Source organism: Enterobacter sp. BNK-13, from assembly GCF_048685015.1.
Classification (GTDB): Bacteria; Pseudomonadota; Gammaproteobacteria; order Enterobacterales; family Enterobacteriaceae; genus Enterobacter; species Enterobacter quasiroggenkampii.
In genome coordinates this window covers 2828180-2848477 of the sequence record NZ_JBLQTP010000001.1, presented here as the reverse complement: position 1 = coordinate 2848477, position 20298 = coordinate 2828180, and the positions used below count along the sequence as shown (strand labels likewise).

The following is a 20298-nucleotide window of genomic DNA, read 5'->3' as shown; positions in this document are numbered from 1 at the left end:
TGATTGAGTTGTATTTACCTCATGGAGATATGGAATGTTTAGGTTGAATCCCTTCGTCAGGGGAGGACTTTGCGCGTCCGCAATGTCCCTGGCCCTGCCTGTCATCGCAGCGGAATCCGGCGACACAATGGTTGTTACGGCCTCCGCGACCGAGCAAAACCTGAAAGACGCACCGGCAAGCATCAGCGTCATCACCCAGGAAGATTTGCAGCGCAAACCCGTTCAGAACCTGAAAGATGTGTTACGGGATGTGCCGGGCGTGCAGCTCACGAGCGAAGGGGACAACCGTAAAGGGGTAAGTATTCGCGGACTGGACAGCAGCTACACGCTGATCCTGATCGACGGCAAGCGCGTCAATTCCCGTAACGCGGTGTTCCGCCATAATGATTTCGACCTCAACTGGGTGCCGGTTGACGCCATCGAACGAATTGAAGTGGTGCGTGGGCCGATGTCTTCTCTTTACGGCTCCGATGCGCTGGGCGGCGTGGTAAACATTATCACCAAAAAAATCGGCCAGAAATGGACGGGTACTCTGAGCGCCGATTCCACAATTCAGGAACATCGCGACCGTGGAGACACCTACAACGGTCAATTCTATACCAGCGGTCCGCTGGTGGACGGTCTGCTGGGGCTGAAAGCCTACGGTAGCCTCGCAAAGCGTGAGAAAGACGGTCAGCAGAAGTCCTCTACCACGGCGAGCGGTGAAACACCGCGCATTGAAGGCTTCACCAGCCGCGATGCGAATGTGGAGTTCGCCTGGACGCCGTCTGAAAATCATGACTTTACGGCGGGCTACGGTTTCGACCGTCAGGATCGTGACTCGGATTCCCTCGACAAAAACCGCCTTGAGCGTCAGAACTACTCTCTCAGCCACAACGGCCGCTGGGGCGTCGGCAACAGCGAGCTGAAGGTGTACGGCGAGAAGGTGGATAACAAAAACCCGGGCAACAGCAATACGATCACCTCCGAGAGCAACGCGGTGGACGGGAAATACGTGCTGCCGCTGGGCGACATCAACCAGCTGATGACCTTCGGCGGCGAATGGCGTCACGATAAGCTGAAGGATCCGGTCAACCTGACGGGCGGTTCCGGCAGCAGTACGTCGACAAGCCAGTATGCCCTGTTCCTGGAGGACGAGTGGCGTATCTTTGAACCTCTGGCGCTGACCACCGGCATCCGTATGGATGACCATGATACCTACGGCGACCACTGGAGCCCGCGCGCCTATCTGGTCTACAACGCGACCGATACCGTCACGGTGAAAGGGGGCTGGGCGACCGCGTTTAAAGCGCCGTCGCTGCTGCAGCTGAGCCCGGACTGGGTCACCGGCTCGTGCCGCGGTGCCTGTGAGATTGTCGGTAACCCGGATCTGAAGCCGGAAACCAGCGAGAGCTTCGAGTTCGGTCTGTACTACAGTGGGGAAGAGGGCTGGTTAGAGGGCGTGCAGGCCAGCGTGACCACCTTCCAGAATAACGTCGATGACCGCATCAGCATCAGCCGTACGGCCAATGCGAAGCAGGCGCAGAGCTACCCTAACTACGTTGGCCTGAATGCGGACGGTGAACCGATATTCCGCTACTACAACGTCAACAAGGCGCGCATCCGCGGGGTGGAAACCGAGCTGAAATTCCCATTGGCGGACGACTGGAAAGTGACGCTGAACTACACCTACAACGACGGTCGTGATATCAGCAACGGCGGCAACAAGCCGTTGTCCGATCTGCCGTTCCACACTGCCAACGGGACCGTTGACTGGAAGGCGACGCAGGACTGGTCGTTCTATGTTCAGGGCAACTACACCGGTGAGAAACGCGCGCTGACCAGCAGCGACCCAACGCCGGGTGGTTATGTTATCTGGAATACCGGCGCCGCGTGGCAGGCGACGAAAAGCGTGAAGCTGCGTGCGGGCGTGCAGAACCTGCTGGACAAAGATCTGAGCCGCGACGATTACAGCTACACGGAAGATGGCCGTCGCTACTTTGTCGGTGTGGATTATAAGTTCTGATGTAACCTTTATGCCCGGTGGCGCTTCGCTTACCGGGCCTACAAAACCCACGAATGTAGGCCGGGTAAGGCGAAGCCGCCACCCGGCAATCGGCCGCACTTACCCGAACAAATGCTCCGCATGGAAGCGGAGATGATCCTCAATAAAGGACGCAATGAAGTAATAGCTGTGATCGTATCCCGGCTGAATGCGCAGCGTCAGCGGCCAGTCTTTCTGGCGTGCCGCTTCTGCCAGCACCGCAGGCTGCAGCTGTCCGGCGAGGAACTGATCCGCATCGCCCTGATCGATAAGCATCGGGATCGCATTTGCTGAGCTGCTGGCCAGCATCAGCGCGCAGCTGTCCCATGCCTGCCATTTTTCCGCATCCTCACCCAGATAGTGTGTGAAGGCTTTCTGCCCCCACGGCACCTGTGTTGGGTTCACAATCGGGGCAAATGCCGACACGCTGACGTATTTCCCCGGATTTTTCAGCGCCATGATGAGCGCCCCGTGTCCGCCCATTGAGTGGCCGCTGATTGCGCAGCGCTCGCCGACCGCAAACTGCGACTGCACCAGCGCAGGAAGTTCATCGCGAAGATAATCATACATGCGGTAGTGGCGCGCCCAGGGCTGCTCGGTCGCATTGAGATAAAACCCGGCGCCTTTGCCCAGGTCGTATCCGGCATCGTCGGCCACATCATCGCCACGCGGGCTGGTGTCAGGCATCACCAGCGCAATGCCCAGCTCGGCGGCAATACGCTGCGCGCCCGCTTTGGTGGTGAAGTTTTCGTCGTTGCAGGTCAGGCCGGAAAGCCAGAACAGAACCGGTGGATTTTCCGTCGGCGGCAGGAAAATGCTGAACGTCATTGCACAGTTCAGGGTGGTGGAGTCGTGCCGCCAGCGCTGCTGTCGACCTTCAAAACAACGGTGCTCTTCGAGCAGTTCCATGCAGGGATCCTTAATGAGAATGCGTATTCATAAAAACCATAATACAGCCTTTTCATTGACCTGTGAGTAACTTTCACTTTCGCCAGACGGCGAGATGCTGCATCATAAATTTACTTTTCTTTAACAATTGGAGCGGTCATGGCGCTGCGTATTGCGCTCAGTGGGTTTGTCGTGCTGGTGGTGGCGATGGGGATAGGGCGCTTTGCCTTTACGCCCCAGGTGCCGCTGATGATTGCTGCCGGACAGCTTACGCTGACCAGCGCGGGTCTGGTGGCGGCGATGAACTATCTGGGCTATCTGGTGGGCGCGTGGGATGCGATGCGTGCGCACCGCTTCGTTGAAACGCGCCTCTGGCTTGGCATCACCGGCGCGGTGGCGCTGACGCTGCTCTCCGCGGCGGCGGAGAACGCCGTCGTGCACGGCCTGCTGCGTTTTGTCATCGGCTGCATGAGCGGCTGGTCGATGGTACTCATTGCCGCCTGGACTAACGAACGGCTGGGACAGCTGGGTAAACCGGGTCTGAGCGCTGCCGTATTTGCCGGGCCGGGGGCAGGCATTGCGCTGAGCGGCCTGCTCGCCGTCTATATTCAGGCGAAGTCCCTGTCGGCCGGAGCGGCATGGCAAATCTACGGCGTGCTGGCGCTGGTGCTGATTGCCCTGGTGGCGCGCTACCTGCCGCGATCCGGGCAGCTCCATCGACCCGGCACCGCGCCGGAGCCGCTGGTGCTGACGGCGGATTTGACGCGTCTGGTCTGGAGCTACAGCCTGGCCGGGTTTGGCTATATCCTCCCGGCGACCTTCCTGTCGCAAATGGCGGCCGTGCGTTTTCCCGGCAGCCTGTTTGCCCAGTTTGTCTGGCCGATTTTTGGTCTCGCCGCCGTGGTGGGGATTGCGCTCAGTATTCTGTTACGCCATACCTCAACGGCTAACCGCAGGCTGGCTATCGTACTGTGGTTACAGGGGGCGGGCGTGCTGGCGGCCTGGCTGCTGCCGGGGATTGGCGGGTTACTGACAGGCGGGCTGCTGGTGGGCGGCGGCTTTTTGTGTGCTGTGCAGCTCTCTCTTTTATACGGTCGTGAGCTGGCGCCAAACCACACGCGCTATATGGCGGGCCTGCTCACCACCGGGTATGCGATTGGGCAGTTGATTGGCCCCGTCACCTCGGCGTTATCAACCTGGCTTACCCACCGGCTGGAGCCGGCGCTGGGGCTGGCGGGCGTGGCGCTGTTCGTTGGAGGAGCCCTGGTCTGGAATCGTCACGCTGAAAGGCAACAGCAATTGCAATAATTATCGTCGTGAATACTGGATTATGTGCGCCGCCTCACGCACAATGAACGCATACTTTTGCCACAACGAGGGCAAAAGACGCCACACCTGCAGGAGAACAAAATGTCATCACTCAGTAAAGAAGCTGCCCTGGTCCACGAAGCCCTGGTTGCGCGCGGTCTTGAAACGCCACTGCGTCCGCCCGTACAGGACTTGGACAATGAAACCCGCAAGCGTCTGATTGCCGGTCATATGACCGACATCATGGAGCTGCTGAATCTCGATCTGAGTGACGACAGTCTGATGGAGACGCCGCACCGCATCGCGAAAATGTACGTCGACGAAATTTTCTCCGGCCTGGATTACGCCAACTTCCCGAAAATCACCGTCATTGAAAACAAGATGAAAGTGGATGAGATGGTGACGGTTCGCGATATCACGCTAACCAGCACCTGCGAACACCATTTCGTGACCATCGACGGTAAAGCGACCGTGGCGTATATCCCTAAAGACACGGTGATTGGCCTGTCGAAGATCAACCGCATCGTGCAGTTCTTCGCTCAGCGTCCGCAGGTGCAGGAGCGCCTGACCCAGCAGATCCTGACCGCGCTGCAAACGCTGCTGGGCACCAATAACGTGGCCGTCTCTATCGACGCGGTTCACTACTGCGTGAAAGCGCGCGGCGTGCGCGATGCCACCAGTGCGACCACTACAACCTCGCTGGGCGGTCTGTTTAAATCGAGCCAGAATACCCGCCAGGAGTTCCTGCGCGCCGTACGTCACCACAACTAAGTCTTACAGGGCAGGGACCATGGAGCGAAACGTCACGCTCGATTTTGTTCGCGGCGTCGCCATTCTCGGTATCCTGCTGCTTAATATCACCGCCTTCGGTTTGCCGAAGGCGGCGTATCTCAATCCCGCGTGGTATGGCGACATTACCCGCAGTGATGCCTGGACCTGGGCAATCCTCGATCTCTTTGCGCAGGTCAAATTCCTCACGCTCTTTGCCCTGCTGTTTGGCGCAGGCCTGCAGCTTCTCCTCAAACGCGGCACGCGCTGGATCCAGTCGCGCCTGACGCTGCTGGTTATCCTCGGCTTTATCCATGGCCTGTTCTTCTGGGACGGCGATATTCTTCTTGCCTATGGGTTAGTCGGGCTCATCTGCTGGCGCCTCATTCGCGATGCGCACAGCGTTAAAAGCCTGTTCAACACCGGGGTGATGCTCTATGTCATGGGGCTTGGAGTATTGTTGCTGCTGGGGATGATCTCCGGCGAGACGACAAACCGTGCCTGGATCCCGGATGCCGCTAACCTGCAGTACGAGCAGTTCTGGAAGCTGAAAGGCGGTACGGAAGCGATAAGCAACCGCGCGGATATGCTGGGGGACAACCTCCTTGCGCTGGGCGCGCAATACGGCTGGCAACTGGCGGGTATGATGCTGATGGGCGCGTCACTGATGCGCACCGGCTGGCTGAAAGGGGAATTCAGCCTTCGTCACTATCGCCGTACCGGCGCCGGTCTGGTGCTGCTCGGCGTGCTGATTAATCTCCCGGCGGTGATGGTGCAGTGGCATATCCACTGGGATTACCGCTGGTGCGCGTTCCTGCTCCAGGTGCCGCGTGAACTGAGCGCGCCGTTTCAGACCATCGGCTACGCGGCGCTGATCTACGGCTTCTGGCCCTCGCTTTCTCGTCTGTGGATGGTCAGCGCTATCGCCTGCGTGGGCCGCATGGCGTTGAGCAATTACCTCCTGCAAACGCTGATTTGCACCACGCTTTTCTATCGCTTTGGCCTGTTTATGAAATTCGACCGCCTTACGCTGCTGGCGTTTGTTATTCCGGTCTGGGCAGTAAACCTGGCGTTTTCTGTGCTCTGGCTACGCTATTTCCGCCAGGGACCGCTGGAGTGGGTATGGCGTCAGTTAACCGCACGTGCTTCAGGGATATCATTGAAAAATACATCCAGATAACGATCTGGATCACAATCATTAACAAAACGGATGTAAGCGTTTTCATGACTGTGAGCTTCTTCACGTAGTCCCCTTTCTCTCGCTGCCAAAATAGCCACCTTGCTAAACACAGGGGGTGTCTGTGAGTTGCTGCAATCCTTTGAAGGATGGTGAATATGATCACCATTCGTGACGTCGCCCGTCAGGCGGGCGTTTCTGTGGCTACCGTCTCACGCGTGCTGAACAATAGCGCGCTGGTCAGCCCTGAAACCCGTGAAACCGTAATGAAGGCCGTGACCCAGCTCGGGTACCGACCAAATGCCAATGCCCAGGCGCTTGCGACGCAGGTTAGCGACACCATCGGCGTGGTGGTGATGGATGTCTCAGATGCCTTTTTTGGCGCACTGGTGAAAGCGGTCGATATGGTCGCCCAGCAGCATCAGAAATATGTCCTGATCGGCAATAGCTATCATGAGGCTGAAAAAGAACGTCATGCCATTGAAGTGCTGATCCGCCAGCGCTGTAACGCCTTGATTGTCCATTCAAAAGCCTTAAGCGATGAAGAGCTAACCGGATTGATGGAGCAGATCCCGGGTATGGTGCTGATCAACCGCATCGTCCCCGGCTATGCCCACCGCTGCGTCGGGCTGGATAACGTCAGCGGCGCCATGATGGCCACAAAAATGCTCATCAACAACGGGCATCAGCGGATCGGTTATCTGGCCTCCAGCCATCAGATTGAAGATGACGAACTGCGGCGCGAGGGGTGGCAAAACGCCCTGAAAGAGCACGGCATTACGTCATCCGAAAGCTGGGTGGGGACCGGCACGCCGGACATGCAGGGCGGTGAAGCTGCGATGGTAGAGCTGCTGGGCCGCAATCTGCAGCTGTCTGCGGTGTTTGCCTATAACGACAGCATGGCGGCAGGCGCCCTGACGGCGCTGAAGGATAACGGGATTGCGGTGCCACAGCATTTATCACTCATTGGTTTTGATGATATCCCGATTGCCCGTTACACCGACCCGCAGCTGACAACCGTGCGTTATCCCATTGCCTCTATGGCGAAACTGGCGACTGAGCTGGCGTTACAGGGGGCTGCTGGCATGCTGGATCCGGGGGCAACACACTGTTTCATGCCGACTTTAGTGCGTCGCCACTCCGTCGCGGCCCGGCAAACTGTGGTTCCGATCACTAACTGATTACATGTGGTGATGTAACCGTTTTCAATCTGTGAGTAAATTCACAGTATCTTAACAAGGCGCTGACTATGATGTCAGCGTTTTAGGGGCTGAAACGCTATGTAACAGTGATTATTCACTTTCACTATAGCCAATGTGCCGCAAACAACGAATAAAACGCATTTCTGGAGCGTTACCGAACACGGAAGAGAGAAATTTTATAAGTGAACCTCGGCTGTCAGTAACGTTTTATTAACATCTGCCCGCCGCTCGTTATTCACAAGAACTACCCTGCATAAAAAAAACCGGAGATACCATGAATAAGAAGGTGTTGACCCTGTCTGCTGTAATGGCAAGCATGCTTTTTGGTGCAGCAGCGCACGCTGCGGATACCCGTATTGGTGTGACCATCTATAAATACGACGACAACTTCATGTCTGTTGTGCGTAAAGCGATTGAGAAAGATGCGAAAGCAGCGCCAGACGTTCAGCTGCTGATGAACGACTCCCAGAATGACCAGTCCAAACAGAACGACCAGATCGACGTTCTGCTGGCGAAAGGCGTGAAAGCCCTGGCCATCAACCTGGTTGACCCGGCTGCAGCAGGCACGGTTATTGAAAAAGCGCGCGGCCAGAACGTGCCGATCGTCTTCTTCAACAAAGAACCTTCCCGTAAGGCGCTGGATAGCTACGATAAAGCGTATTACGTCGGTACCGACTCCAAAGAGTCCGGTATTATTCAGGGCGATCTGATCGCGAAACACTGGGCGGCGAACCCGAACTGGGACCTGAACAAAGACGGTCAGATTCAGTTCGTGCTGCTGAAAGGCGAACCTGGCCATCCGGATGCTGAAGCGCGTACCACCTACGTTATCAAAGAGCTGAACGACAAGGGCCTGAAAACCCAGCAACTGGCGTTAGATACCGCGATGTGGGATACCGCTCAGGCGAAAGATAAGATGGACGCGTGGCTGTCCGGCCCTAACGCCAACAAAATCGAAGTGGTTATCGCCAACAACGATGCGATGGCAATGGGTGCGGTAGAAGCGCTGAAAGCGCACAACAAATCGTCCATCCCGGTATTCGGTGTGGATGCGCTGCCAGAAGCGCTGGCGCTGGTTAAATCCGGTGCGATGGCCGGTACCGTGCTGAACGATGCCAACAACCAGGCGAAAGCGACCTTCGATCTGGCGAAAAACCTGGCCGATGGCAAAGGTGCGGCAGACGGCACCAACTGGAAAATTGACAACAAAATCGTTCGCGTACCTTACGTGGGCGTCGACCAGTCCAACCTGGCTGAGTTTATCGGTAAATAAAAGAGTTAACTTGTCTCCACTGGGCGCAATTCGTTGCGCCCTTTTATAACGCGATATGCGAGGCCAACAAGGTATAATTATGGTCAGCACAACAACTCAGTCATCCGGTGAATACCTGTTGGAAATGAGCGGTATCAACAAGTCATTTCCCGGCGTTAAGGCACTCGATAATGTTAATTTAAAAGTGCGTCCTCACTCTATTCATGCCTTAATGGGGGAGAACGGTGCGGGTAAATCAACATTATTAAAATGTCTTTTTGGGATCTATCAAAAAGATTCTGGCAGCATTCTTTTTCAGGGGAAAGAGATCGATTTCCATTCAGCGAAAGAAGCACTGGAAAACGGTATCTCGATGGTTCACCAGGAATTAAACCTGGTGTTGCAGCGTTCAGTCATGGATAACATGTGGTTGGGGCGTTATCCCACCAAAGGTGTCTTTGTCGATCAGGATAAAATGTATCGCGACACCAAGGCGATTTTCGACGAGCTGGATATTGATATCGATCCGCGCGCCCGCGTGGGAACATTATCCGTCTCCCAGATGCAGATGATCGAAATTGCCAAAGCGTTCTCCTATGATGCGAAAATCGTCATCATGGACGAACCGACATCGTCATTAACGGAAAAAGAGGTTAACCACCTTTTTACCATTATTCGTAAGTTGAAAGATCGCGGCTGCGGCATTGTGTACATCTCCCACAAAATGGAAGAGATCTTCCAGCTTTGCGATGAGATCACCATCCTGCGCGACGGCCAGTGGATTGCCACACAGCCGCTGGAAGGGCTGGACATGGACAAGATCATCGCCATGATGGTCGGCCGTTCCCTGAACCAGCGCTTCCCGGACAAAGAAAACAAGCCGGGTGAAGTGATTCTGGAAGTGCGCAATCTGACCTCATTGCGTCAGCCGTCTATCCGCGATGTCTCCTTCGACCTGCACAAGGGTGAAATCCTGGGGATTGCCGGGCTGGTAGGGGCTAAGCGTACCGATATCGTGGAAACCCTGTTTGGCATTCGTGAGAAAGCCGAAGGCACCATTACGCTGCACGGAAAGAAAATCAATAACCACAACGCCAACGAAGCCATTAATAATGGTTTTGCGCTGGTGACGGAAGAGCGTCGTTCGACCGGTATTTATGCTTATCTGGATATTAACTTTAACTCGTTAATTTCTAACATTCGCAATTACAAAAACAAAGTCGGGCTGCTGGATAACTCCCGCATGAAGAGCGATACCCAATGGGTGATTGACTCCATGCGCGTAAAAACGCCAGGCCACCGCACCCAGATTGGTTCGCTGTCAGGCGGTAACCAGCAGAAAGTGATTATTGGCCGTTGGTTATTAACTCAGCCAGAAATTCTGATGCTGGATGAGCCGACCCGCGGTATTGACGTCGGCGCGAAGTTTGAAATTTATCAGCTGATTGCCGAGCTGGCGAAAAAGAATAAAGGGATCATTATTATTTCTTCCGAAATGCCGGAATTGTTAGGGATCACGGACCGTATTCTGGTTATGAGCAATGGTCTCGTCGCCGGTATTGTTGACACCAAAACGACAACGCAAAATGAAATTTTGCGTCTTGCGTCTTTGCACCTTTAAGATCAGGGGCTCCTCATGAGTGCGTTAAATAAAAAAAGTTTTCTCACTTACCTGAAAGAAGGCGGTATTTACGTTGTTCTTTTAGTCTTGCTGGCAATCATCATTTTCCAGGACCCTACGTTCTTAAGCCTGCTGAACCTGAGTAACATTCTGACCCAGTCCTCCGTGCGTATTATCATTGCGCTGGGCGTGGCGGGCCTGATCGTGACCCAGGGGACGGACCTTTCTGCCGGTCGCCAGGTAGGTCTGGCGGCGGTTATCGCGGCAACCCTGCTGCAGTCGATGGAAAACGCCAACAAGGTCTTCCCGGAAATGGCCACCATGCCGATTTTCGTGGTGATCCTGATTGTCTGCGCCATCGGTGCGGTGATTGGTCTGATCAACGGTATTATCATCGCCTACCTGAACGTGACGCCATTCATCACCACCCTGGGTACGATGATCATCGTTTACGGTATCAACTCCCTGTACTACGACTTCGTCGGTGCTTCGCCCATCTCGGGCTTTGACAGCGGCTTCTCGACCTTTACGCAAGGGTTTATCGCGCTGGGCAGCTTCCGTCTGTCGTACATCACCTTCTATGCGCTGATTGCGGTCGCCTTCGTCTGGATCCTGTGGAACAAAACGCGCTTTGGCAAAAACATCTTCGCTATCGGCGGTAACCCGGAAGCAGCGAAAGTCTCTGGCGTAAACGTTGCCCTGAACCTGCTCATCATCTATGCCCTGTCCGGCGTGTTCTACGCCTTCGGCGGGATGCTGGAAGCGGGCCGTATCGGCTCTGCAACGAACAACCTTGGCTTCATGTACGAACTGGATGCGATCGCAGCCTGCGTAGTGGGCGGCGTCTCCTTCAGCGGCGGCGTGGGGACGGTGCTCGGCGTGGTGACCGGTGTGATCATCTTCACCGTCATCAACTACGGGTTGACCTACATCGGCGTGAACCCGTACTGGCAGTACATCATCAAGGGCGCCATCATTATCTTCGCGGTTGCGCTGGATTCACTGAAGTACGCCCGTAAGAAGTAATCGTTTCTCGCCATACCCGGCCCGCTCACCGAGCGGGCTTTTTTTATGCCCTATGCCAGATGGGACTCCTCCTGCGTCACAATGCGCTCAAACCAGTCGAGTTCAGAAAGCTTGCAGGCGACCCACTGTTCGGAAAAGGCGTCGCCCAGGCTGTCGGTGAGATACTCACAGCGGGCAAAGGCCTCAATCGCCTCCTGCTGGAACAGCGGCAGTTCGGGTTGGTCGTGCTGCGGCTCAGGGAGATCCCCCTCGTCGATATGTTCCAGCCCGTAAAGCATGCCTGTCAGGATAGTGGCCGCCACCAGATACGGATTCGCATCGGCCCCGGCCAGCCGGTACTCAATGCGACGATTGCCGTCATCCGAGCAGGGAATACGCAAGGCGGCGGAGCGGGTGTTATAGCCCCAGGAGTTAAAGACGGGTTCCGTCAGGTTTTTACGCAGGCGACGAAACGCGTTGACCCCCGGCGCAAGAATGGCGACGGAGGCAGGCATTAGCGCCAGCTGGCCCGCGATGCACAAACGCATCATGCTGCTCAGCGCGTTCACCGGCGAGGCAAAAACGTTTTCGCCACGGCTGTTGTTCAGGCTGAAATGGATGTGCAAACCGCTGCCGGACAGCTGGCTGAAAGGCTTAGCCATAAAGTTGGCCTGAAGACCGTGCTTTTCAGCGACATAGCGGGTCAGGCGGCGCAGGGCCAGCACGTTATCACAGACCTCAACGACGCGCTGGCTGTGCTTCAGGTTTAATTCGTACTGTCCGGACTCGGCTTCCGCTACGACCCCTGACAGCGGGATGCGCTGCAGGTGCGCCAGCTGTTCCAGCTCGTCAAACAGCGCCGCATGCGCCGACGAGGTATCCATGTGAAAACAGCCCTGATTTTGCGGATCGCGTTCGCTCTGTCCCGTCAGGTAAAACTCAATTTCCGGGGCAATGACCGGGAAAAGGCCGTGCTGGTGGAAGCGGGCCACGACGTTCTGCAGTATCGCGCGCGGCTCAAGCGGGCAGGGGTTACCGTCGCTGTCTTTCATCGTCAGCAGGATCTGCGCGGTGTGCTCCGGATCCTGCGGACAGGGGCGCAAAGAGCCGGCGACCGGGACGCACAGCCGGTCGGGTTCATCATAAAGCGGGGCGGCGATGTTTCCCTTCTGATCCATTGAGTAGACGGAAAGCGGAAAATAACAGCCTTTTTCCAGATTCAGCATGCTCTCTACCGAGAGGCGCTTGCCGCGCATCGTGCCGTTGATATCGTTCAGGTAAACGTCAACATGTTTCGTTTGCGGGTAACGTTCCAGATAATCGGCCACTTCCACGGCAACGTTGTGCTGCAGGGCGTCAATTTTTCCATCCAGCCAGAGACCAGAATTAAGTGCGCCAGGGAGTGATAGGCCGGGAAAGTTAAAGTACGGACGGAGACTTTTGAGGAAAAACGCATTCATTATCGAGTTCATAGTCATTCTTCAATGAAGCCGTAGCGGCAATGAACTCAGCTTAAAAGAGCCGACGTAAAGGGGAGATAAAAAGCGTCAGGCCCGGCGTAAAGAAAGTATAAAGGCAGTCCCGCTATTTCTCTTTTTTCTGCATATCGAGCAGCTGCTCAGGCGTGACGGCCGGGTAACCTTGCGCGTCCTCCGGCACTTCGTGCATCGCCGGAATCGGCACCAGCGGGCCTAAAAAGCGTGGTTCGCGCTTAAAGATATACAGATCGGCCAGGGCACCAAAGCGGGCGCCGAACTCGCGGACACGCACGCTCAGCATATCTTTTGGCGACGGCACCGCATAGCACTGCGCCTGAATACCCATATGCAGGGCAATAAACAGCGCACGCTCGCAGTGGAAGCGCTGAGTGATGATGATGAAGTCGTTGGTGTCGAAGACCTTGCGCGTACGCACGATGGAGTCCAGGGTGCGGAACCCGGCGTAGTCGAGCACGATATCGGCAGGATCCACGCCCGCGGCAATCAGGTCCTTCCGCATCGTCACCGGTTCATTGTAGCTTTGCAGGGCGTTATCCCCGCTCAGCAGCAGATAGTTCACCTTGCCGCTGTTGTAGGCGTTCAGCGCGCCCTGGATGCGGTAACGGTAATACTGGTTGATGACGCCGGTGCGGTAATACTTGGCGGTGCCGAGCACCACGCCAACCTGACGATAGGGCAGGTCCTGCAGGTCATCAAAGATGTAGGGGGCGGTTTTCCAGCTCATCCAGCGGTCGAGACCGAGCACGATCAACAGCAGTATGCCGACCAGGACAGACAGGCTGTAAAAAACGCGCTTTAACATGCAGATGGCTCGTACCGAAGGTGAAATTTAACTCAGGCTACTTTACCCGCCTGGTTAGCGCAAGAAACAGCGACTCAACTGAGGGGTTTTTCAGCAAACTGGCGGGCATTTCTGCCCGCCGGAAGGATCACGCCAGCAGTACGCGGTCAATCGTCGTACAGCCCAGCGCTTTAAGCGTTGCGGCAGTGGCATCCCACTGAATCAGCGGCGCATCGGCAATTTCAGCCAGAATGGCGCGCTGAATGTCAGGATAATCATAGCCGTTCAGGCTCAGCAGGTTGAGTGCGCCCTGCAGCGGCGGCAGCGTTGGGTTAAACGCGGCGTTTTCCGCATAGCTGCCGGTGAAAATTCGGCCATCGCGGCACTGCAGCGCCACGCCGCTCGGGGACTTGCTGTACGGCGTGTGGCTCTTGTTGGCGGCGGCAATCGCCGCCTGGCTCAGGTCATCGCCGGACAGGGCGAAACCGTGGTTCTGCTCGTCCATCAGCAGGGTTTTGATCTCCAGATCTTTCGGGCCAAACGCGTCAGGCAGGTAATCCGCCAGCGTGTGCGGCGCGCGGCCTGGCAGATTGATGCGCAGCTGCAGCCCGCTGTTCAGCTCGTTCATAAACTGACGGCAGTGGCCGCACGGAGTGTAGTTAACGGTAATGGCGCTCAGCGCTTTTTCACCGCGCAGCCACGCGTGACTGATGGCGCTCTGCTCGGCGTGCACGGTTTGCTGCATGGTTGCGCCCAGGAACTCCATGTTGCCGCCGAAGTACCAGGTGCCGCTGACGCCGCGCGCAATGGCCCCGACGTTGAAGTGGGAGAGATCGGCCCGCGCGCAGGCGGCAGCCAGAGGAAGCAGTGAGAAAGCCAGCGCGTCTTCGTCCAGTCCCGTTGCCTGTTTCAGCATCGTGACCTGCTCCGCGGTCAGCAGGGCGGGGAAGTGCGCATCTGCCAGAACGGGAGCAAGGGCTGACTGCAAATTCTCTGCAAGCTGGGCGAAAGCAGCTTGAAAACGTGGGTGCATGGCGTTTGCCTCATAAAGGTTAATGGATCGGTAGTTTACGGAGCCGTCAGGGCTTTATATGTGATCCACTTCTCATTATGTATGCAACTTATGAAATCAAAATGAAATTTGCGCGACGCATCGCAAATTTTAGCCCATCACCGCCAGAATAAGCGGGAAAATGAACGGGGCCAGCAGGGAGGTAATAATCCCGCAGATCACCAGTGCCAGGGAGCTAAACGCCCCTTCCTGATAATCCAGCTCCGCGCAGCGGGCGGTGCCCAGCGCGTGCGAGGCGGTGCCCATCGACAGCCCCCGAGCCGCCTTAGTATGAATACGCATCGCGTTCAGCAGGGTGTGCCCAAACACCGCGCCGAGAATACCGACGAAAATGACGCACATCGCGCTGATGGCCGGAATACCGCCGAGGCTGCCCCCAACCGCCATCGCGATAGGCGTGGTCACCGATTTAGGCAGAATAGAGGCGGCAATTTGCGGCGAGGCCCCCATCAACAGCGCCACCGACGTACCGGTGATCATCGCCACCAGGCTACCCACAAAACAGATGGTAATGATGGATTTCCAGCGGGCGCGGATCTGGTGCAACTGCTCGTATAAAGGAAACGCCAGCGCCACGACGGCGGGCTGCAGCAGGTCGTTTAAGATTTTGCTGCCAGCAAAGTAGCGTTCGTAAGGAATGCCGGTGAGCAGGAGGAACGGAATAATCACCACCATCGCCACCAGCAGGGGATTCAGCAAGGGCATTTTGAAACGCGCGGCAAGCTTACGTGCGGCGAAAAAGACTGCCAGGGTGAGCGGCAGCGACCACCAGATATTGTCCATCATTTTTTTGTTTTCTCCCCAATCACGTTACGTTCGCCATGCACCAGATGTGAACTCCAGCTCACCACCAGGAAAACCACCAGCGTACTGACCGCGCAGGAGACCACAATCGGGCCGAACTGGGCTTTGAGCAAATCAAAATACTGCATGACGCCCACGCCGATAGGCACGAAAAGCAGCGCCATATAGCGAATGAGGACGAAGCAGCCGGGGTTGACCCACTTTGCGGGCAGGATTTGCAGCGCCAGCAACACGAAGAGGATCAGCATGCCGATAATGCTGCCGGGGATGGTGATGGGCAGCAGCGACGCGATGAAAATCCCGGCATACAGGCAGGCGTAAATCAGGGCGAATGCGCGCAGATATTGCCAGATAATGTTCAATGATTTGCTCATGGTGAAAGTCCTTGCTGAAACGCATTCATCATACAATTAAACCTAAAAATGTGCCATGGATCACATCATGAATTTTGAGCATACCAGACATTCCGGAATGGAACGTCCGGTATCACCTTACCGGTGCAGGCTACAGTTTAGAGGAAAGGGATTGCGCTGGCGAAACGGCGTGCCAGAGAAGGTATCAGCGACAGGCGGTCAGTTTATCGAGAAAAGAAAACAGCACCTGGTTCATTTCGCGATAATCATGCGAGCGGAGTTTTTCCGCCGTTTCGACAAAACGGAATTCACCCGCGCGGCGGAGGTCACTCTGCGAATGCTCAATCAGCAACTCTACCACCTCCGGCGTCAGCTCCATATGGCACTGGAAACCGTAAACCCGTTCGCTGTATTGCACGATCTGGCGGGGACAGCCCTCGCTGTACGCCAGAACCTTAGCCTGCGGCGTCAACCCAGGCATGTCGTTATGCCAGTGACCGACGTTCAGCACGCTGCCAAAGTCCTCAAACAGCGGGTTCGCCTTGCCTGCATCTGTGAGCCTGACGGGAAATTTGCCGATCTCTTTTTCCGGGCTGTGGCAAAACGCTGCGCCCAGCGCTTCACCGATAAGCTGCGAGCCCAGACAAACGCCTATCACCGTTTTACCTGCCTCTATCGCGCGGCTGATGAGTGCCTTTTCCGCCTGCGCATCAAACCAGGGGCATTCCTCACGCGTGGTGGCGGGGGACTGCGGGCCTCCCATGATGATAAGCAGGTCTGTGTGCCCCAGCGCCTCGGGTACAGGATCGCCCTGATAAACTCTGGTGTAGCTCAGACTGCAGCCGCGACTTTTCCCCCAGATTTCATAGGCGCCTGGCGCCTCGAAATGTTCATGAATAATAAAATGGATGTGCATTGCGTCTCTCTCTGGTTACGTGTACAAGCAGCATCATAAGAGGAAGGGGGGAATGTGAAATGCCAACCGTTATCGATAAAACGCCAATTCACGACGATGCTATCGGATGGTCAAGAGGGGCAATTCGCTATACGCGCGGCGAAGTCGATCCGCCTCACCAGCATTCGCAGGGACAACTTTTGTTTGCCATCAAAGGGGTCATGCTGGTCGAAACCGGCAGCAAACGCTGGGTCATACCGCCACAGCGCGCGCTGTGGATCCCTCCCTTTCAGGAGCATACCTACAGCGTGTTATCCACAACGGAGCTGCGCGCGGTCTGGTTTAGCCCGGCGCTGATAGCGCAATGCGAGCCTTTTAAGCGGAAAGACGAGGTTCACGTGATTATGGCCACAGCGTTGTTCAAAGAGCTGATTGCCGGGCTGTTCAGCGCGGAATACCGGCCAGCCAGTCAGCGCAGCATGGCCGTTTTGCTGCTCGATATCCTCAGTGAAGCTCAGCAAATCTCGGCCGAATTACCGATGCCCGTGGATGAGCGCTTACATCGCATTGCCTGTGACATCATTGCCAACAATCTCTGGGATCTTTCTCTGGAAAGGCTGGCGGAACGGGCCGCGATGTCTGAACGCACGTTTTCACGCGCGTTTATCAACGATACCGGCTTTAGCTTCCGGGCCTGGCGACAGCGTGCCAGGATTTGTGCCTCGCTGGATCTCCTCGCCAACGGATACCCGGTTAAGCAGGTGGCCTGGATGCTGGGCTTTTCCGGCCCGGCGGCATTTGCGGCGGCGTTTCGCGCCATTGTTGGGGCTACGCCGGGTGACTTTCTGCCTGAACAGAAGCGCTTCCCAGCGATATAGAGAGCGGCTACTATAGCGCGTCTTTTTTCACAGGTACTGCTATGCGTGTTTTACTGGCCCCAATGGAAGGCGTGCTCGACTCCCTCGTGCGCGAGCTTCTGACCGAGGTGAACGACTACGATCTCTGCGTGACGGAGTTCCTGCGCGTGGTCGATATGCTTTTGCCGGTAAAATCCTTCTTCCGGCTTTGCCCCGAGCTGCACAACCAGAGCCGGACCTCTTCCGGCACGCTGGTGCGTATTCAACTGCTCGGCCAGTATCCGGAATGGCTGGCGGAAAACGCAGCCCGCGCGGTTGAGCTGGGCTCTTACGGGGTAGATCTCAACTGCGGCTGTCCGTCTAAGCTGGTGAACGGCAGCGGCGGCGGAGCGACGTTGCTGAAAGATCCTGAACTGATTTACCGCGGCGCGAAAGCCATGCGCGAGGCGGTACCCGCGCATTTGCCGGTGACGGTTAAGGTTCGCCTGGGATGGGACAGCGATGCGCGGCAGTTTGAAATCGCCGATGCGGTGCAGCAGGCCGGCGCCACCGAGCTGGTGGTGCATGGCCGTACCAAAGAAGATGGCTACAAAGCCGATCGCATTAACTGGCAGGCGATCGGTGAGATCCGCAAACGCCTCACCATTCCGGTGATCGCCAACGGCGAAATCTGGGACTACGAGAGCGCGCAGGCCTGTCTGAACGCCACCGGCTGCGATGCGGTAATGATCGGCCGCGGCGCGCTGAACGTGCCTAACCTCAGCCGGGTGGTGAAATATAACGAACCGCGTATGCCGTGGGCAGACGTCGTCACGCTGCTGCAAAAATACAGCCGTCTGGAAAAGCAGGGCGACACCGGTTTGTATCACGTCGCGCGAATTAAGCAGTGGCTGAGTTATTTACGCAAAGAGTACGATGAAGCGCTGGGGTTATTTCAGGAGATTCGTACATTACAGACGTCGGCTGATATTGCGCGGGTGATTCAGTCCAAATAATAAGCGTTAAATTGCTCACACTTTTTTAAAACAGAAAACAGTTCCGGTTTTCAACGTGGCGCGACGGTGTTAAGGTGCCACTGTTTTCAACGCAGGATTGTTACTGGTTAACAGGCAAAACCTAAGCGTTTCACAGCATTTTCGCTGTGGAGCGCTTAGGTTTTTTTTTGCCTGTCGTTTACGCAGGAGAGTTATTTGGCTTAGCGCTTTTACTGATTTTTTAAAAAATGAATTCTCGACAGGAAATAGAAAAATTTCCTGCGGCCGGTTACGCACTCAATATTCAATCACAGGTTGTTATTATGGCATATAAAAATAAACTCTATGCGCTCGCCTTATTGGCGATATCCCCGCTGTCGATGGCGCAAGACTGGAACGGAACGGTATTAGGGTTTGAAGCTCCGCCGGAGCCTGTGCTGGGCGAAATGCTCGGCATACGTAAAATCCTTAACGATAACGGTTTTACCTATAATCTCGGATATCTGAATGAAATTGGCTGGAACGGCGGCGGTGGATATAACCACGACTCCCACGTGGCCTATATTGACCAGTTCGCGCTGACCTTCAACCAGGATCTGGAGCGCTGGACCGGTATCCCGGACGCGCGTATCGAGGGGAACATCGTCAACCGTAACCACAATGATGACCTCACCACCAAACGCGTGCAGGACCCGCGTGTCAACTTCAACGATCTGACCCAGGAGAGCTGGGGCGGGCAGTCGATTACCCGTCTGGGCTGGCTGACCTTTGCCCGCAGCTTTGACGACCGGCGTCTGACCTGGCGCATCGGGATGATGAACAAGGTACAAACCTTCGATCAAATTATCCCCTGTGATTTCCAGCTGCTGTCCCAGTGCGGCGGGAAGTCAGCCAACTCGCTGACCTGGAACAACTGGAACGTGCACACCTGGGGCACCACGCTTGCGTATAAACTCACGCCGACGCTAACCCTGAAGGGCGGCGTGATGGAGCAGAATCCGCAGGCCGCAAGCCGCAACCATGCGTGGAGCTGGTCGACGAAGGGCAGCAAAGGGATCTTACTGCCGGTTGAAATCGAAGCGCGTCCACTGATTAACGGCCTGCCGGGCGCGTACAACCTGGGCGTGGTGTTTACCAACGCGCCGCAAACCGATCTCTATCGCGGCAAATCGGGTGGGGCGGGGGCGACGGACCCGGACGGATTCGATACGCACAGCCGGACCTGGTTTATGTACGCCGGACTGAACCAGCAGCTAACGCAGCATCAGGGTGATCCGAATCGCGGGTTGAGTACCTCGTTCAGCATGAGCCTTGCGGATCAGAGCAGTAACTACATGCACCAGGTTTACGCCGCCTCGCTGCGCTACCGCGGGCTGTTTGATGCGCGACCGGAAGACTGGATTGGCTTTGGCTTAACCTGGATTGATATGAGCAGCCAGTACGCCCGCAACCAGCGTTACCTGAACAGCCTGAGCGGCGTAAGTGATTATGATAATCCGGCATATCACCCGGTGCCGGGCCATTCCCTGAACGGAGAGTTTTACTACCGTTTTCGTCCGGTGTCATGGCTTGAACTGCAGCCGGGCATTCAGTACTGGCACCATCCCGGCGGGGTCAGTCGCACCCAGGATGCCTGGGTCACCGAGCTGAAAACGGTGGTGACCTTCTGATATCACCATAGCAAGTTCGATCCGCGTCACGTTTCTGACGCGTGACGCATTGAGGCTACGAATGAAACTGTTAGAGTGCCAGAACTGGATTGTTACTGCTTAGGCAGGCAAAACCTGATTTTCTGGCATCTGCCGGAGGTCAGGTTTTT

General features: G+C 56.1%; 18 protein-coding genes. 11 read left to right on the top strand and 7 right to left on the bottom strand.

Translation table 11 applies throughout. From position 1 onward, the window contains the following. Positions 1-34 precede the first annotated feature (34 nt). Entirely contained in the window at positions 35-2005 is a 1971-nt protein-coding gene (gene cirA, locus ACMGGQ_RS13815) for a catecholate siderophore receptor CirA (RefSeq protein WP_048224122.1), read from the top strand. A gap of 99 nt (positions 2006-2104) precedes the next feature. Here the strand turns inward: cirA and fghA are convergent, their stop codons facing one another. After that, entirely contained in the window at positions 2105-2932 is an 828-nt protein-coding gene (gene fghA, locus ACMGGQ_RS13810) for an S-formylglutathione hydrolase (RefSeq protein WP_069720468.1), read from the bottom strand. 138 nt (positions 2933-3070) lie between these two features. Here fghA and ACMGGQ_RS13805 point away from each other — a divergent pair, with 138 nt between their 5' ends. From ACMGGQ_RS13805 to mglC, 7 genes are all read left to right on the top strand, one after another. After that, on the top strand, positions 3071-4219 hold the full coding sequence (locus tag ACMGGQ_RS13805; protein WP_045908681.1) for a YbfB/YjiJ family MFS transporter: 1149 nt from the start codon (positions 3071-3073) through the stop codon (positions 4217-4219). Positions 4220-4321: 102 nt separating this feature from the next. Then, positions 4322-4990, top strand: a complete 669-nt coding sequence (folE, locus tag ACMGGQ_RS13800) for a GTP cyclohydrolase I FolE (RefSeq protein ID WP_008500927.1) — start codon at positions 4322-4324, stop codon at positions 4988-4990. Positions 4991-5009: 19 nt separating this feature from the next. Continuing rightward, complete coding sequence (yeiB, locus tag ACMGGQ_RS13795) at positions 5010-6167, top strand: DUF418 domain-containing protein YeiB (RefSeq protein ID WP_032675203.1); 1158 nt, start codon at positions 5010-5012, stop codon at positions 6165-6167. A gap of 155 nt (positions 6168-6322) precedes the next feature. Further along, positions 6323-7345 (top strand): HTH-type transcriptional regulator GalS, encoded by a 1023-nt coding sequence (galS, locus tag ACMGGQ_RS13790; RefSeq protein ID WP_414455765.1) that lies wholly within the window; start codon positions 6323-6325, stop codon positions 7343-7345. A 295-nt stretch (positions 7346-7640) separates the two neighbouring features. Further along, positions 7641-8639 carry a galactose/glucose ABC transporter substrate-binding protein MglB gene (gene mglB / locus ACMGGQ_RS13785; protein WP_008500923.1) on the top strand — a complete coding sequence of 333 codons (999 nt, stop codon included), beginning with the start codon at positions 7641-7643 and terminating at the stop codon, positions 8637-8639. A 79-nt stretch (positions 8640-8718) separates the two neighbouring features. Then, a complete protein-coding gene (mglA, locus tag ACMGGQ_RS13780; protein ID WP_008500922.1) occupies positions 8719-10239 on the top strand; it encodes a galactose/methyl galactoside ABC transporter ATP-binding protein MglA in 1521 nt (506 codons plus the stop codon). A gap of 15 nt (positions 10240-10254) precedes the next feature. Continuing rightward, positions 10255-11265, top strand: coding sequence for a galactose/methyl galactoside ABC transporter permease MglC (mglC, locus tag ACMGGQ_RS13775; protein WP_008500921.1), 1011 nt, complete (start codon positions 10255-10257; stop codon positions 11263-11265). 50 nt (positions 11266-11315) lie between these two features. Here the strand turns inward: mglC and ACMGGQ_RS13770 are convergent, their stop codons facing one another. From ACMGGQ_RS13770 to ACMGGQ_RS13745, 6 genes are all read right to left on the bottom strand, one after another. Beyond that, the gene (locus ACMGGQ_RS13770; protein ID WP_420290572.1) at positions 11316-12704 is read right to left on the bottom strand and encodes a glutamine synthetase family protein; all 1389 of its coding nucleotides are present in this window, start codon (positions 12702-12704) and stop codon (positions 11316-11318) included. Positions 12705-12828: 124 nt separating this feature from the next. After that, entirely contained in the window at positions 12829-13545 is a 717-nt protein-coding gene (gene sanA / locus ACMGGQ_RS13765) for an outer membrane permeability protein SanA (RefSeq protein WP_008500918.1), read from the bottom strand. A gap of 127 nt (positions 13546-13672) precedes the next feature. After that, on the bottom strand, positions 13673-14557 hold the full coding sequence (gene cdd / locus ACMGGQ_RS13760) for a cytidine deaminase (RefSeq protein ID WP_045908678.1): 885 nt from the start codon (positions 14555-14557) through the stop codon (positions 13673-13675). A gap of 129 nt (positions 14558-14686) precedes the next feature. Continuing rightward, positions 14687-15382 carry a CidB/LrgB family autolysis modulator gene (locus ACMGGQ_RS13755; RefSeq protein ID WP_008500916.1) on the bottom strand — a complete coding sequence of 232 codons (696 nt, stop codon included), beginning with the start codon at positions 15380-15382 and terminating at the stop codon, positions 14687-14689. Then, entirely contained in the window at positions 15379-15774 is a 396-nt protein-coding gene (locus ACMGGQ_RS13750; protein ID WP_045908676.1) for a CidA/LrgA family protein, read from the bottom strand. Before ACMGGQ_RS13750 ends, ACMGGQ_RS13755 begins: the two co-directional genes overlap by 4 nt. A 184-nt stretch (positions 15775-15958) precedes the next feature. Further along, positions 15959-16669 carry a type 1 glutamine amidotransferase gene (locus tag ACMGGQ_RS13745; protein ID WP_126534655.1) on the bottom strand — a complete coding sequence of 237 codons (711 nt, stop codon included), beginning with the start codon at positions 16667-16669 and terminating at the stop codon, positions 15959-15961. Between the two features lie 59 nt (positions 16670-16728). On the opposite strand from ACMGGQ_RS13745, the gene ACMGGQ_RS13740 reads away from it, so the two are divergent. The 3 genes from ACMGGQ_RS13740 (at position 16729) to ACMGGQ_RS13730 (ending at position 20149) form a co-directional block, all read left to right on the top strand. Continuing rightward, positions 16729-17526 (top strand): AraC family transcriptional regulator, encoded by a 798-nt coding sequence (locus ACMGGQ_RS13740; RefSeq protein ID WP_148769715.1) that lies wholly within the window; start codon positions 16729-16731, stop codon positions 17524-17526. A gap of 41 nt (positions 17527-17567) precedes the next feature. Continuing rightward, positions 17568-18500, top strand: a complete 933-nt coding sequence (dusC, locus tag ACMGGQ_RS13735; protein ID WP_045908673.1) for a tRNA dihydrouridine(16) synthase DusC — start codon at positions 17568-17570, stop codon at positions 18498-18500. A gap of 359 nt (positions 18501-18859) precedes the next feature. Then, positions 18860-20149, top strand: coding sequence for a carbohydrate porin (locus ACMGGQ_RS13730; RefSeq protein WP_420290571.1), 1290 nt, complete (start codon positions 18860-18862; stop codon positions 20147-20149). The last annotated feature ends 149 nt before the right edge of the window (positions 20150-20298 follow it).

Bases quoted from the DNA above. Each gene is read 5' to 3' on its own strand.
- sanA (WP_008500918.1), bottom strand. From the start codon at position 13,545: ATGTTAAAGCGCGTTTTTTACAGCCTGTCTGTCCTGGTCGGCATACTG.
- yeiB (WP_032675203.1), top strand. From the start codon at position 5,010: ATGGAGCGAAACGTCACGCTCGATTTTGTTCGCGGCGTCGCCATTCTC.
- mglC (WP_008500921.1), top strand. From the start codon at position 10,255: ATGAGTGCGTTAAATAAAAAAAGTTTTCTCACTTACCTGAAAGAAGGC.
- ACMGGQ_RS13730 (WP_420290571.1), top strand. From the start codon at position 18,860: ATGGCGCAAGACTGGAACGGAACGGTATTAGGGTTTGAAGCTCCGCCG.
- mglA (WP_008500922.1), top strand. From the start codon at position 8,719: ATGGTCAGCACAACAACTCAGTCATCCGGTGAATACCTGTTGGAAATG.
- ACMGGQ_RS13770 (WP_420290572.1), bottom strand. From the start codon at position 12,704: ATGAATGCGTTTTTCCTCAAAAGTCTCCGTCCGTACTTTAACTTTCCC.
- cdd (WP_045908678.1), bottom strand. From the start codon at position 14,557: ATGCACCCACGTTTTCAAGCTGCTTTCGCCCAGCTTGCAGAGAATTTG.
- ACMGGQ_RS13740 (WP_148769715.1), top strand. From the start codon at position 16,729: ATGCCAACCGTTATCGATAAAACGCCAATTCACGACGATGCTATCGGA.
- ACMGGQ_RS13805 (WP_045908681.1), top strand. From the start codon at position 3,071: ATGGCGCTGCGTATTGCGCTCAGTGGGTTTGTCGTGCTGGTGGTGGCG.
- mglB (WP_008500923.1), top strand. From the start codon at position 7,641: ATGAATAAGAAGGTGTTGACCCTGTCTGCTGTAATGGCAAGCATGCTT.
- galS (WP_414455765.1), top strand. From the start codon at position 6,323: ATGATCACCATTCGTGACGTCGCCCGTCAGGCGGGCGTTTCTGTGGCT.
- cirA (WP_048224122.1), top strand. From the start codon at position 35: ATGTTTAGGTTGAATCCCTTCGTCAGGGGAGGACTTTGCGCGTCCGCA.
- folE (WP_008500927.1), top strand. From the start codon at position 4,322: ATGTCATCACTCAGTAAAGAAGCTGCCCTGGTCCACGAAGCCCTGGTT.
- ACMGGQ_RS13750 (WP_045908676.1), bottom strand. From the start codon at position 15,774: ATGAGCAAATCATTGAACATTATCTGGCAATATCTGCGCGCATTCGCC.
- ACMGGQ_RS13745 (WP_126534655.1), bottom strand. From the start codon at position 16,669: ATGCACATCCATTTTATTATTCATGAACATTTCGAGGCGCCAGGCGCC.
- fghA (WP_069720468.1), bottom strand. From the start codon at position 2,932: ATGGAACTGCTCGAAGAGCACCGTTGTTTTGAAGGTCGACAGCAGCGC.
- ACMGGQ_RS13755 (WP_008500916.1), bottom strand. From the start codon at position 15,382: ATGATGGACAATATCTGGTGGTCGCTGCCGCTCACCCTGGCAGTCTTT.
- dusC (WP_045908673.1), top strand. From the start codon at position 17,568: ATGCGTGTTTTACTGGCCCCAATGGAAGGCGTGCTCGACTCCCTCGTG.